Origin of the sequence: Burkholderia sp. THE68 (assembly GCF_009938265.1) — a bacterium.
GTDB lineage: Bacteria > Pseudomonadota > Gammaproteobacteria > Burkholderiales > Burkholderiaceae > Caballeronia.
This window is the reverse complement of the sequence record NZ_AP022316.1, coordinates 903253-917173: the sequence shown is the minus strand read 5'-3', so window position 1 is coordinate 917173 and position 13921 is coordinate 903253. Positions and strand designations below refer to the sequence as shown.

Here is a 13921-nt window from a genome sequence, read left to right as displayed (position 1 = left end):
TTAGAATTCCACGCCGCGTTGTGCCTTCACGCCCTGCTCGCGATACGGATGCTTCACGAGGCGCATCTCGGTGACGAGATCGGCGAGCTCGACGAGCGCATCGGGAGCGTGGCGTCCCGTCACGACGACATGCAGCATCGCGGGCCTTGCCTTCAGCACGTCGAGCACTTCGTCGAGCGGCAGATATTCATACTTGAGCACGGTGTTCAGTTCGTCGAGCACGACCATCTGATACTCGCCGCTTTCGATCATGCGCCGCGCCTCGTTCCAGCCTTTGCGCGCGGTGGCGATATCAGCTTCGCGGTTCTGCGTGTTCCAGGTGTAGCCGTCGCCCATCGTGATGAAATCGCAATGCGCGATCGCGCCGAGGAAATCGCGTTCCGACGTATGCAATGCGCCTTTGATGAACTGCACGACGCCGAGTTTCATGCCGTGGCCGAGGACGCGGACGGCCATGCCGAAGGCGGCTGTGGTCTTGCCCTTGCCGTTGCCGGTATTCACGATCAGCAAGCCTTTCTCGTGGTCGGCGGCGGCCTGTTTCTTTTCGTGGCCTTCCTTGCGGCGCTGGGTCATGCGCAGATGCGATTCGGTATCGGTTTTCACGTGAACTCCGAGGGGGATGGGGCTTGGGCGGTGGGTTTTGTCGCCGGATCCCGTATTGGTGTTGGTCTATTAGCGTTGCCCCTGTGCGGGGCGGCAGTCACTTTCTTTGCTGCTGCAAAGAAAGTAACCAAAGAAACAGCTTGAGACGCCCGCGGTCATACGCAATTTGGGTATCCTTCTCCTCGCTCGTGGCGTCTGTAGCGAGTGCCCTCGTAGGCCTGATCGGGCGTGGACCGCGCACGGTCTGACACATCGCGCCGCGTGCGCGACTGGTTCAGCACCAAATGGCTCCGGCCCGCTTCGCGGCCGATGGGTGCATCGGGTCTGCGTGTGCTTCTGCGTTTCTCTTTTCTCGTCGGTTTCCCTTGTATACCCAACGGCAGCGCGTAGCGCTGTGCCGGAACTGTTTCGTGCTGAACCAGCGTCTTTTGGGTACTAGCTCGTCAGACCGTGCGCGGTCCAAGCCCGGTCAGGCCTACGAGGGCACTCGCTACAGAGCCCACGAACAACGAGAAGAACACCCAAATTGCGTGTGACCGCGGGCGTATCAGGCTGCTTTCTTTGGTTACTTTCTTTGCAGCAGCAAAGAAAGTGACTGCCGCCCCGCACAGGGGCAACGCCAATAGACCGACATGATAACGGGATCCGGCAAAAGCCTATGAATCTTTTCCAGCAAGCGAGCCCATCCACGCGTTAATTCTGCGCTAACAGACGGAGTGCATCATGCCAACAAGCAGTCAGGCAATGAAGCAACCACCGACATCGGGAGCAAGGAAATGGACGCGATCTACCTATATCTGGAACTCGTAGCGCTGGCGATTCTCGCCTGGCTGTGCCGCGACAAGCTGATATCCGTCGTCGCCAAACCGGCGGCCGGCAAGGACGCCCCCCGCACGACCGTCAAGTCGCGCCCGCGCAGGACTCGCGCGCCAGTGCGATCGCGACGGTTACGCCACAACCGATCGTCTTTGGCACGATGAGCGTGCGCGCGTTGCCCGCGAGCAGCGCGCATGGCTCGCATACGCCGTCCACGTTCAGATGCTTCTCCGCGTGTTGCGAAATCACCGTGCGAGGCGCCTGCGCAATTTCATCGGCGCGATAGAAACACAACGGCAAACCATGACGCTCGCAGAACGCGAGCAAACCCGCTTCTTCCCGCTTCGCGTCGATGCTCGCGACGATCGCGATATCGCCGAACGCATGCGTACCGAGCGCCATCCGCACGGCGTGTTCGATCGCATCCGCGCTGACGCCGCGCCTGCATCCAATTCCCACCGCGAGTCGCGCGATAACGGATTCCATGTCGATCCGAAGCGTGTGAAATTTAAAAAAGCGCGCCAACATTAACACAGCACGTCGCGCGCGCGGCCCTTCCATTCTTGACGCTCGTAGCCGCCGGGCCTAGACTTTCACGCAGTTTTTGGTGCTCGCGCGCGGATTCTCTCGCGCGCAGTTAAACGGGAAGCAGGGCGCGTTCCATTCCGCCGATCGAACGGACGTCAACCTGCGCTGCCCCCGCAACGGTAAGCGATGCCCCGGTATGTGCGATGTTTTCATCGCATGTATGGGGAGCCGGCTTCGAGGCCACTGCGCGTGTAACGCGCGGGAAGGCGAAGCGGCGTGGTCGTCAGCCCGGATACCGGCCAGACTTTCAGAAGGATCGCTGCCGCGGGGATGCGGCGCGGTCCGTGATCCATCGAAGCGTGTGTTTCCTTTTTGTCCAGCAGCGTTGCCACGCATCGCGCGACACGAAGCGCACGCACCTGAAAAGCCACGGAGCTACGATGCAAACCCGCAAGATCCCCGTTACCGTCGTGACCGGTTTTCTCGGCAGCGGCAAGACCACGCTGATGCGCCATATCCTGTCCAACGCGCAAGGAAAGCGCATCGCGGTGATCGTCAACGAGTTCGGCGAACTCGGCATCGACGGGGAAATCCTCAAGGGCTGCGGCATCGGCTGCGACGATGAAGCCGGCTCGAAAGACCGCAATCTGTACGAACTCGCCAACGGTTGCCTCTGCTGCACCGTGCAGGAAGAGTTCTATCCGGTGATGGAGCAGCTCGTCGAGCGGCGCGACAGCATCGATCACGTGCTGATCGAAACGTCCGGACTCGCGTTGCCGAAGCCGCTCGTGCAGGCGTTCAACTGGCCGTCGATCAAGAACGCCTTTACCGTCGATGCGGTCGTGACCGTCGTCGATGGTCCCGCTGCAGCAAGCGGCCAGTTCGCGGCGAATCCCGTTGCCGTCGATGCGCAACGCAAGGCTGATCCGAATCTCGATCACGAATCGCCGCTGCACGAATTGTTCGAGGATCAGCTTGCGTCGGCGGATCTCGTCATCGTCAACAAGACCGATCTCATGGATGATGCAGCGCTGCGAAAGGTCGAAGCGCTCGTGCGTCCGGAGATTCCGCCCGAAGTGAAGATCGTGCCCGCGCAGATGGGCAAGCTCGATGTGCATACGCTGCTCGGGCTCGAAGCGGCATCGGAAGAGACCATTCATCTGCGGCACGATCATCACGGCGCGCCCGACGATGAAGGCCACGCCGATCATCACCATGACGAGTTCGATTCGATCGTCGTGCATGGCGAGGTCGAATCGCGCGAACAGGCGATCGCCGCCTTGCATGCGCTCGTCGAGCATCACACGATCTATCGCGTGAAGGGCTTCGCGGCGCTGCCGGGCGCTGCGATGCGGCTCGTCGTGCAGGGCGTCGGACGACGTTTCGACAGCTATTTCGATCGCCGCTGGGAAGCCGGCGAAGCGAAGACGCAAAGCCGTTTCGTGCTGATCGGCGAAGACCTCGAACGCGATGCATTGCAGCGCGCGTTCGATGCCGCGCTCGCGGGCACGCCGGCGCAGGTCTGACGCGATGCATCTGCTTCGCACCACGCCGGGAGGCTTCGTCGACGATACGCAAGGCGTGATGCGGATCGAGCAGACGCGCGCGCCGATCGTCGTGCTCAGTTCCGCCGACACCACGCTCGCGTTGCTCGCGAGCGTATTTCCGCGCCTGGAAGCGGGCTTTCCCGAAGTGCGGCTCGCGAATCAATCGTTTCTGCGTCAGCCCGCATCGGTCGATTTCTACGTCGACGATGTATTGCGTCACGCGAAGGTCGTCATCGTCGATCATCTCGGCGGCGAATCGTACTGGCCTTATGGTATCGAGCGGATCGTTGCGCTCGCGAAAGAGCGCAAGCAGATGCTCGTGATGTTCTCGGGCGATCTCGCGGAAGACCCGAATCTGACCGCGAAAAGCACGGCGGACGCGGCGTTCTGCCGTGAGTTGTCGCGCTATCTGCGCGAAGGCGGCGCGCGCAACGCGGAAGAATTCCTGCGTTCGATCGCGTATGCCGCATTCGGTTTCGGGCGCGAACCGCAACGCCCGAGCCCGTTGCCCGCGGTCGCGATCTATCATCCCGAACGCGATATCGCGGCCATCGAGGACTGGCAGGCGCGCTGGACCGAAGGCGCGCCGGTCACCGCGATTCTGTTTTATCGCGCGCATTTGCAGTCGGGCAATACCGCCGTGTTCGATGCGCTGATCGAAGCGCTCGAACAGGAAGGCATGAATCCGCTGCCCATCGCGATTTCGTCGCTGAAGGAAAGCGTGAGCCGTGAAGTGGTCGAGCGTTTGTGCGCGGAGCATCGCGCATCGCTCGTATTGAACACGACCGCGTTCGCCGCGAGCGTGATCGGCGAAGACGATGCATTCGAAGTCGCAGGCGATGCGCCCGTGCTGCAAGTCATTCTGAGCGGCGGCAATCGCGACGACTGGCAAAAGGACAATCACGGCCTGAACTCGCGCGATGTCGCGATGCATGTCGCGCTTCCTGAAGTCGACGGCCGCATCATCACGCGCGCGGTGAGCTTCAAGGGGCTCGCGTATTACTGCAAGCACACGCAGGTGGATGTCGTGCGCTATCAGGCCGATGCGGAGCGCGTGCGCTTCGTCGCCGAACTGAGCCGCCGATGGTGCAGGCTGCGCCACACGCCGAACGCACACAAACGTATCGCGCTCGTGCTCGCGAACTATCCGGCGAGCGAAGGGCGCATCGGCAATGGCGTGGGTCTCGATACGCCCGCATCGGCAATCGGCATTCTGTCGATGCTCGCGCGCGAGGGTTATCGCGTGGGCGAGATTCCGGTGCATGGCGATGCGCTCATTGCGGCGCTCACCGAAGGCGTGACCAACGATCCGGTCGTGCGCGACTTGCGCCCCGCGTTGCAGAGTCTTTCGCTCGACGAGTATCTCGATGCGTATCGCTCACTGCCCGCCGATGCGCGCGCCGCGCTGGAAACGACCTGGGGCGCGCCCGAAGACGATCCGACCATCAGACGCGGCCGCTTCATGATCGCGGGCTATCGCTGCGGTGAGGTATTCGTCGGCATTCAGCCCTCGCGCTCGCGCGCACGCAACGATTACGCGAGCTATCACGACGCCGAACTCGTGCCGCCGCATTCTTATCTCGCGTTCTATTTCTGGCTGCGTCTACGCTTTCAGATGGATGCGCTCGTGCATGTCGGCAAGCACGGCAATCTCGAATGGCTGCCGGGCAAGAGCGTCGCGCTATCGTCGTCATGCTGGCCAGACGCGATCCTCGGACCGATGCCGCATCTCTATCCGTTCATCGTGAACGATCCGGGCGAGGGCAGCCAGGCGAAGCGTCGCGCGCAGGCGGTGATCATCGATCATCTGATGCCGCCGCTCACGCGCGCCGAAAACTACGGGCCCTTGCAGGATCTGGAGCGCCAGGTCGACGAATACTACGAAGCATTGATGGTCGATGCGCGCCGCGCGAAGCTGTTGCGCAAGTCGATCCTTCAAAACATCGTCGAGAACAGGTTGCATGAGGAGCTCGGGCTCGATGCGCCGCGCGATAGCGTCGGTGAAGATGCGTTGCTCACGCGCGCCGATGCCTACCTCTGCGAACTGAAGGAAGCGCAGATTCGCGACGGCCTGCATGTGTTCGGCGTCTCGCCGCAAGGCGTGCAGCGTCGCGACACGCTGCTCGCGCTCGGCCGCTTTCCAGTCGGCGACGGGCAGGGCAGCAACGAGAGCCTCATCACGGCGATCGCGCGCGATCTGCAATTGCCCGCCGATTTCGATCCGCTCGATGCCGACTGGGCTGCGCCGTGGCACGGACCGCGTCCGCGCGCGCTCGTCGAAACAAGCGATGCGCCATGGCGTCATCACGGCGACACGCGCGAGCGCATCGAATGGTTCGCGATGCAACTCCTGTCGGACGACGATGCCGTCGCGCCCGGTCCGCACGCATCGCTCGTGCTCGAACGCCTGCGTGGCGACGTGCTCGCGCGGCTCGATGCGTGTGGTCCGCAAGAGCTTTTGCAACTGAAGCGCGGTCTGGAAGGACGTTTCGTGCCGCCGGGTCCGAGCGGATCGCCGTCGCGCGGTCGGCCCGACGTGTTGCCCACGGGCCGCAACTTCTATTCCGTCGATACGCGTGCCTTGCCGACGCAGGCGGCGTGGTCGCTCGGCCTCAAGTCGGCGAATGCGCTGGTCGAACGTCACGTGCAGGATCACGGCGATTTTCCGCGCGCGATCGGTCTGTCCGTGTGGGGCACGGCAACGATGCGTACGGGCGGCGACGATATCGCGCAAGCCTTCGCGCTGATCGGCGTGCGGCCGAAGTGGGCCGCGGGCAGTCATCGCGTGACCGACTTCGAGATTCTGCCGATCGCCATCTTCAACAGGCCGCGCATCGACGTGACATTGCGCGTGTCGGGCTTCTTCCGCGACGCATTCGCCAATCTGATTCATCTTTTCGATGCGGCCGTGCAAGCGGTCGCCGAACTCGACGACGAACCCGCCGACGTCAACCCGATCCGCGCTCGCATCCTGCGCGAACGCGACGAACTCATCGCGCGCGGCATCGATACGAAGGAAGCGCGGCGTCGCGCGGGCTGGCGCGTGTTCAGCACGAAGCCCGGCGCATACGGCGCGGGCCTGCAGGAGCTGATCGACGCGAAGCAATGGCACACCGATGCGGATCTCTCCGCCGCGTATCAAAGCACGGGCGGCTACGCGTATTCGCAAACCGGCGATGGCGTCGAAGCGCGCGCGAGCTTCGGCATGCGGCTATCGACGCTCGATGTCGTGCTGCAGAATCAGGACAACCGCGAACACGATCTGCTCGATTCGAACGACTATCATCAGTTTCAGGGCGGCATGGTCGCGGCCGTGCGCTATCTGTCCGGCGTGCAGCCACAGGCTTATAACGCGGATCACAGCAATCCCGCCGCGCCGCGCGTACGCACATTGAATGAAGAGATCGCGCGCGTGGTGCGTTCGCGCGTCGTCAATCCGAAGTGGATCGACGGCGTGAAGCGTCACGGCTACAAGGGCGCGTCCGAGCTTGCCGCGACTGTCGATTATCTGTTCGGCTATGACGCCACCGCGCGCGTCGTGTCGGATCATCAATACGCGCTCGTCACCGATGCCTATGTGAACGATGAGGACACGCGCGCGTTCATTGCGCAACACAATCCCCACGCGCTGCAATCGATCTGCGAACGCCTGCTCGAAGCGATGCAGCGCGGCTTGTGGCAGGAGCCTGCCGATTATCGCGAGCAGGTCGAACGGCATCTGCTCGATATCGAACAGCGCATCGAAGGCCGACAACATTGAATCCACTCACTTTTCCCTTTACCGCGCTCGTGGATCAGGAGCCGCTGCAACAGGCTTTGCTTCTTGCGGCGGTGGATCCCGCGTTAGGCGGCGTGCTCGTCAGCGGGCCGCGCGGCACGGCGAAATCGACGGCTGCGCGCGCGCTCGCGGAGTTGTTGCCTGAAGGGCGGCTCGTGACCTTGCCGCTCGGCGCGAGCGAGGAGCAGTTGATCGGCACGCTCGACATTCAAAGCGCGTTGCGCGATGGCGGCGTGCAGTTTTCGCCGGGCTTGCTCGCGAAAGCGCATCTGGGCGTGCTGTATGTCGACGAGGTCAATCTGCTGCCGAATCCGCTCGTGGATCAACTGCTCGATGTCGCGGCGAGCGGCGTGAACATCATCGAGCGCGATGGCATTTCGCATCGGCATGACGCGCGGTTCGTGCTGATCGGCACGATGAATCCGGAAGAGGGCGAGTTGCGTCCGCAATTGCTCGATCGCTTCGGGCTCGCTGTTGAGATGAGCAATTCCTTCGATGCGAGTGTGCGACAGCGCATCGTGAAGGCGCGTCTCGCATTCGATACGGATTCCGATGCATTCCGCGCGCTGCATGCAAGCAAGCAGACGTCGCTTAGCGCGCGCATTCATGCGGCGCGTGCGGCGCTACCGTCATTCGATTTCGACGATGCGGTTCATGCGCGCGTGAGCGAGCTTTGCATCGAGGCGCACGTGGATGGTTTGCGTGCGGACATTGTGATGTTGCGCGCGGCGCGGGCGCTGGCTGCGTTCGAAGGCGCATCGAAGGTGGTCGTGACGCATGTCGAGCGTGTCGCGGATGCGGTGTTGAAGCATCGGCGGCGAGAGGTTGAAGGTGAAGCGCCTGCGCGTGAGCCGGCCGCGCGTGAATCGACGCAGCGCGATACAGGTTCGGGCGATTCGGACTGGGGTTATGTGCCGCCGGAGCCGACTGGAACCGCGAAGATCAAGCAAGTGAGGCCGTTGCCCGCAAAAAAAGCCTGAACCATCGAAGGCGCGACGCGGATGCCATCAACGTGGGGCATCGCCTTCGATGGAACGAAGCGCGTACGAAAGGCCGTTTCGCTACGCGCGATGGGGAACGCAGCGCGTCCATCGACTGGCTGGCGACCTTGCGCGCGAAGCGTTCTGCACGCTTGGATAGTGAGCATCTGCGCTATCGACGCACGCAGGGCGAAGGCGCGGTGCTGCATTGCTTTCTGCTCGATTGCTCCGGTTCGATGCTCGCGGGCGAACGGCTCGCGCGCGCGAAAGGCATGCTCGTCGCGTTATTCGATCGGGCTTATCGCGAGCGTGCTGAAATCGCGCTCGTGTGTTTCGGCGGCGGGCGTGCGCATGTGCGTCGGCAGCCGGGCGCGGCGCATTGGTTCAATGAGCGCTGGGTTGCGCCGATCGCCGGTGGCGGCGGCACGCCGCTCGCGCTCGGGCTGGCGAGTGCGGCGACGGTGCTCGAGCGCGCGGCCAGGCGCAGGCCGTCGCAGCGGCGCAGGCTTTGGGTGCTGACCGATGGGCGCACGAATGAACGACCGGCGGCGCCGGGATCGGCGGATGAGATCGTCGTTGTGGATTTTGAAGAGGGGTTGGTGCGTGTGGGGCGATGTAGCGAGTTGGCGCGTCGTTGGGATGCGGAGTATTGCGTCGTCGGGGAATTGATTGGAGACATGGGGCGGTAGAGTGTTTTTGCCTTGCGAGTGGCAGTTCGCGGGCTTGGTTCTGTCGCCGGATCCCGTATTCGTGTCGGTCTATTAGCACTGCCCCTGTGCGGGGCGGCAGTCACTTTCTTTGCTGCTGCAAAGAAAGTAACCAAAGAAAGCAGCTCGAGACGCCCGCGGTCATACGCAATTTGGGTATCTTTCTCCTCGCTCGTGGCGTCTGTAGCGAGTGCCCTCGTAGGCCTAACCGGGCTTGGACCGCGCACGGTCTGTCACATCGCACCACGGAACAAACTGGTTCAGCACGAAATAGCTCCTGCCCGCTTCGCGGCCGATGGGTCAATCGGGTCTGCGTGTGCTTCTGCGTTTCTACTTTCTCGTCGGTTTCCCTTGCATACCCCACGGCAGCGCGCAGCGCTGTGCCGAAGCTATTTCGTGCTGAACCAGCGCGCTTAAAACAACTAGCTAGTCAGACCGTGCGCGGTCCAAGCCCGGTTAGGCCTACGAGGGCACTCGCTACAGAGGCCACGAACAACGAGAATAGTGGCCAAATTGCGTATGACCGCGGGCGTCTCGAGCTGCTTTCTTTGCCTACTTTCTTTGCAGCAGCAAAGAAAGTAGGTGCCGCCCCGCACAGGGGCAACGCCAATAGACCGACACGAAAACGGGATCCGGCGAATAAGACTCTCTGAATTGAATCACAAAGAAATAGCCTTACGCATACCACCGCGGCGTATAAACCCAATCCCCCACCACCCGCGTGGTCGACGACCCCACGATCACCATCGTCCGCATATCGACGAGTTCGCTTTTCAATTCGCCCAGCGTAACGACACGCAGCGCTTCAGCCGGCCGCCCGATATCTCTTCCAAGCACGACAGGCGTCCCCACGCCACGATACCGCCTCACGATTTCAATCGCACGATCAAACTGCCACGGCCGCGCCTTCGACAGCGGGTTATAGAACGCCATCACGAGATCGGCTTCACCCGCATGCGCGATGCGTTTCTCGATCACGCTCCAAGGCTTCAAGTTATCCGACAACGACATCACGCAAAAATCATGACCCAACGGCGCACCCGCGCGCGCAGCCGTCGCAAGCGATGCCGACACCCCCGGCACGATCGCAAGTTTCACCGCGCTCCACGCGGGATACGCAGCGCGTCCTTCGTCGAGCGCTTCGAGCACGGCAGCCGCCATCGCGAACACGCCCGGATCGCCCGATGACACCACGACCACACGCCGTCCTTCGCTCGCCAGTTCGAACGCGTGACGCGCACGCTGCAATTCCTCGCGGTTGTCGGTGATATGCACGCGCTGATCGTCGCGAAACGGGCCGGCCATGCGAACGTAGGTCTCATAGCCGAGCACGTCTTGCGCGGCGGCAAGCGCATCTTTCGCGGCGGGCGTCATCAGTGCGGCGCTGCCGGGGCCGAGTCCGATCACCGTCAGCGTGCCGCGCGCGCGGCCTATCGATTGTGCATCGATGGGCGCATCTTGCACCTGCAAGCCGATTTCGCGCGCATCGCTCACATCGAACGGCGCGGCATCGCAAAAGCGCAGCGGCACATCGAGTGCGTGAGCGGCATCGGCAAGCGATTGCGATGCCATGTCACGCACGGGCGCGCACAACGCCGCGAGCGCGAGCGGCGCGAGACCCCGATCGCGCAATGCGCGACGCACGCGTTCCACGATGTCGTCATCGCGCGAAACATCGTTGATCCACGCCAGCACGCAACGCGGATGAATCACGAGACTATCCGCATCGCTTGCGGCAAACGGCGTGACGCGCACCGTGCGACGCGCATCGTCGGCGCGAGGCAGCGCGGCATCATCGAGCCAGGGCGCGTGGCCTTCGACGCGCGTCGTCTCGCCCGCGAGCAAGTCGGACACGAAGCGCTTGCCTTGCTCGATATCCGCGAGCGCATAACCTTCCGGCGGCGCGAGCAGACATTGCCCGAAGCGCAGTTCGCCGCTGGTCGTGATCGCGGGCGCGACGTCGAGCGCGGCGCCGATCTCGCGCGCCAGTCCATTCACGCCGCGCATGCCGCCGAGCAACGGCACCACCGCGCTGCCATCCTGTGCGATGGCGAGCACAGGCGGCTCGGCGCCTTTGTCGGCGAGACACGGCGCGAGTGCGCGAATCACGATGCCCGCGGAGCACAACGCGACGACAGGCGTTCCCGCTGCATACAGCTCGCGCACATGCGCGCCGAAATCGTCATAAGCGATGTCCGCGCTCACGCGGCTCGCGAGTCCATGCACGCGCGATTCCGGAAAGCGCGCCTGGATGCGCCGCGCGGTCACGAGCGCGCCCGCACCCAGCACGACGATCGCCAGCGGCGTGGAAGCGATCATGCGCGCCATTTCTTCCCCGGCACGACGAGCAGCGAAAAATACGGCGACGCCATCGGATCGACGTCATCGAGCGGCACGATGCGCTGATTGGCCATCGTCGCGCGCTCGACATACAGCGCGCGCTCATCGAGTCCGAGCTCGCCGAGCACGCGCCGCACCTTCTCGAAGTTGCGTCCGAGTTTCATGATGACAGCCGCATCCGCCGCTTCGAGACGACGCTTCAGATCGTCTTCCGGCAACACGCCCGACAGCACCGACAGGCTCTGATTGCGATACACGAGCGGCACGCCCAATACCGCGACGCCGCCGAGCATCGAGCACACGCCGGGCACGACCTGCGCATCGAAGCGACCGGCGAGCCGATCGTGCAGATACATGTACGAGCCATAGAAGAACGGATCGCCTTCGCAGATCACCGCGACATCGCGGCCGGCTTCGAGATGAGCGGAGATCGTGAGCGCGGCCTCGTCGTAGAACGCGCTGATGATCGTCTCGTAGCAGAGCGGCGGCTCCAGCGCCTCGGTCGTCACCGGATAGACGAGCGGCAGGCGCGTCTGGGTATCGTCGAGATGCGATTCGATGATGCCGAACGCGTTGCCTTTCTTGCCCTTCGCGACGAAATACGCGACCACGGGCGCCGCCTTCAGCAGGCGCAACGCCTTCACGGTGATGAGTTCCGGATCGCCAGGACCGACGCCAAGTCCAAAAAGACGTCCGCTCATCATTCGGCCTCCGAAGCAAGCGCGTTCACCGCTGCTGCCGCCATCGCGCTGCCGCCGCGACGGCCGAGCAGGGCGACGAAGGGCACGCCGCGGCTATCGGCGGCGAGCATTGCCTTGGATTCCGCCGCGCCAATGAAGCCGACCGGAAAGCCCAGAACGAGCGCGGGCTTCGGCGCCCCGGCATCGAGCATGTCGAGCAGATGAAAGAGCGCGGTCGGCGCATTGCCGATTGCGACGATCGCGCCTTCGAGATCCGGCCGCCACAGTTCGAGCGCGGCGGCCGAGCGCGTGTTGCCCATCGCGCGGGCGCGCTCTGGAATCGACGGGTCGCTCAACGTGCAGACGATGCGGTTGTCGGCGGGAAGCCGCGCGCGCGTGATGCCCTCGGCGACCATACGCGCGTCGCACAGAACCGGCGCGCCGGCTGCGAGCGCGCGTCGGCCCGCGTCGCCCGCGCCGGGAGAAAAGCGCAGATCGCTCACGATATCGACCATGCCGCACGCATGGATCAGGCGTACCGCGAGCTTTTCCAGATCGGCAGGAATGGCGGCGAGGTCGGCTTCGGCGCGGATCGTCGCGAACGACTGGCGATAAATCTCCGCGCCGTCGCGGATGTAGTCAGGCATCGGCATGGCTCCGGGCGAGCCGTGCGGCCGCCTCTTCGATAGTCAGATTGCGCGCGACGATGCGGCCGTCGCGATGAAAGTCATAGCGTCCCGGCGCGACCGCATAGAGCGTCACCGGGACCGGATGCGCCGCCGCGCACGAACGCTCGCAGCCGCTCAGATGCACCGGCGTTTCGTTGTGCGCGGGCAGCAGCGGGGCGAGGCGATGCGCGTCGGCTTTGGTGTCGGCGTGGCTTTTCGCGCAGCCCTCGGAGCCCGCGCACGCGATCAGGCGCGCGAGCGGATCGCGCGGGTCGGTGGCGAGCCCGAGCGCGCGCAAGGTTTGAAGCACTTCGTGCGTGTCGCTCTGCGCGATGCCCGGCAGCAGAACGCTTTGCCACGGCGTCATCGTCAGAAGGCCTTCGGCACGCGTGTCGGCGAGATCGGCGAGGGCTGCGAGCGTGCGCGCGTCGAGGCGTCCGAGCGGCGTCTGCGCGCCCGCGTACCACGTCTCGCGATGCGGTTCCGCGTGCGCGCCGAGCCGCAGCGATGCATCGGCGGGGGCCCGTCGCCAGGTCTGCACGTCCGCGTCGAAATCGAATCCTTCGAGAAATTGCGCGACGCCGACACGCGCGAGCAGATCACGCATACGATGTTCTTCAGGCGTGGCGAGCGCGAGAAACCTGTGCAGCGCGCGCACAGCGAACGTCACCAGATTCGCGCGCGGCACCGCGCCGAGCGCGCACTGCGACATCGTTCCCGCGAAACCGAAGGCGAAGCGCGCGCCGTCGTCGAATGCGGAGAACCAGAGATCGTGGGGATGATCGAGCATCGCGAGACGCTCGCCGGCATCGAGTTGCAGCGCGAACTTGGGCGACAGCGCGTGCAACGAGGCATCGGCCTGCATCGCGTCGATGATGTTCGCGGCGAGTGCGCGCGTGGCGTCGCTCGCGAGCGGACTCAGCATCACGTTGCGGAGGTCGTCGGCGCTCGCGGTCGACGGGCCGAGGCCCGCGTCGAGCGCAATGTCGATCAGCGCGGCGTGGGCGTCGTCGCGGATGCCGCGCAGTTGCAGGTTCGCGCGATTGGTCACTTCGATCACGCCCGAGCCGCAGGCACGCGCCGCACGCGCGACGGCCCGCGCCGCGTGCGCGCTCAGTGCGCCGCCCGGGAGACGCAGACGCGCGAGGCCGCCATCGCGCGCGGGCACGATGCGCGTCAGGCCCGGACACGCCGAAGCGCGCGGGGCGGCGTTGAGCGACGGGCGGTCGATTGAAGTCAAAAGCGGGACCCGTTGGGCTTCGCGCGTGATGAGC

At 64.1% G+C, this 13921-nt stretch carries 10 protein-coding genes and 1 riboswitch; of the genes, 4 read left to right on the top strand and 6 right to left on the bottom strand.

Translation table 11 applies throughout. From position 1 onward, the window contains the following. Nucleotides 1-603, bottom strand: a complete 603-nt coding sequence (gene cobO / locus BTHE68_RS17800; RefSeq protein ID WP_162067614.1) for a cob(I)yrinic acid a,c-diamide adenosyltransferase — start codon at nucleotides 601-603, stop codon at nucleotides 1-3. A gap of 900 nt (nucleotides 604-1503) precedes the next feature. Next, the gene (locus BTHE68_RS17795) at nucleotides 1504-1905 is read right to left on the bottom strand and encodes a cobalamin biosynthesis protein (protein WP_162067613.1); all 402 of its coding nucleotides are present in this window, start codon (nucleotides 1903-1905) and stop codon (nucleotides 1504-1506) included. Nucleotides 1906-2007: 102 nt separating this feature from the next. Continuing rightward, nucleotides 2008-2265, top strand: a riboswitch (cobalamin riboswitch). 122 nt (nucleotides 2266-2387) lie between these two features. On the opposite strand from BTHE68_RS17795, the gene cobW reads away from it, so the two are divergent. The 4 genes from cobW to BTHE68_RS17775 all read left to right on the top strand — a co-directional run bounded on the left by cobW (nucleotide 2388) and on the right by BTHE68_RS17775 (nucleotide 8941). After that, nucleotides 2388-3473, top strand: a complete 1086-nt coding sequence (gene cobW, locus BTHE68_RS17790; protein WP_162067612.1) for a cobalamin biosynthesis protein CobW — start codon at nucleotides 2388-2390, stop codon at nucleotides 3471-3473. Between the two features lie 4 nt (nucleotides 3474-3477). Further along, complete coding sequence (cobN, locus tag BTHE68_RS17785) at nucleotides 3478-7254, top strand: cobaltochelatase subunit CobN (protein ID WP_162067611.1); 3777 nt, start codon at nucleotides 3478-3480, stop codon at nucleotides 7252-7254. Beyond that, nucleotides 7251-8252, top strand: coding sequence for a magnesium chelatase ATPase subunit I (locus BTHE68_RS17780; RefSeq protein ID WP_162067610.1), 1002 nt, complete (start codon nucleotides 7251-7253; stop codon nucleotides 8250-8252). The genes cobN and BTHE68_RS17780 overlap by 4 nt, the downstream gene beginning before the upstream one ends. A 119-nt stretch (nucleotides 8253-8371) precedes the next feature. Then, nucleotides 8372-8941: a vWA domain-containing protein gene (locus BTHE68_RS17775; RefSeq protein WP_162068243.1), complete on the top strand. Its 570-nt coding sequence runs from the start codon at nucleotides 8372-8374 to the stop codon at nucleotides 8939-8941. 693 nt (nucleotides 8942-9634) lie between these two features. Here the strand turns inward: BTHE68_RS17775 and cobJ are convergent. Genes cobJ through cobG form a run of 4 tightly spaced genes read right to left on the bottom strand, consistent with a single transcriptional unit; the run spans nucleotide 9635 to nucleotide 13887 of the window. Beyond that, on the bottom strand, nucleotides 9635-11287 hold the full coding sequence (cobJ, locus tag BTHE68_RS17770) for a precorrin-3B C(17)-methyltransferase (protein ID WP_162067609.1): 1653 nt from the start codon (nucleotides 11285-11287) through the stop codon (nucleotides 9635-9637). Beyond that, nucleotides 11275-12003, bottom strand: coding sequence for a precorrin-2 C(20)-methyltransferase (locus BTHE68_RS17765; protein ID WP_162067608.1), 729 nt, complete (start codon nucleotides 12001-12003; stop codon nucleotides 11275-11277). Before BTHE68_RS17765 ends, cobJ begins: the two co-directional genes overlap by 13 nt. Then, the gene (locus BTHE68_RS17760; protein WP_162067607.1) at nucleotides 12000-12626 is read right to left on the bottom strand and encodes a precorrin-8X methylmutase; all 627 of its coding nucleotides are present in this window, start codon (nucleotides 12624-12626) and stop codon (nucleotides 12000-12002) included. The genes BTHE68_RS17765 and BTHE68_RS17760 overlap by 4 nt, the downstream gene beginning before the upstream one ends. Continuing rightward, nucleotides 12619-13887 carry a precorrin-3B synthase gene (gene cobG / locus BTHE68_RS17755; RefSeq protein WP_162067606.1) on the bottom strand — a complete coding sequence of 423 codons (1269 nt, stop codon included), beginning with the start codon at nucleotides 13885-13887 and terminating at the stop codon, nucleotides 12619-12621. Before cobG ends, BTHE68_RS17760 begins: the two co-directional genes overlap by 8 nt. Nucleotides 13888-13921 lie beyond the last annotated feature (34 nt).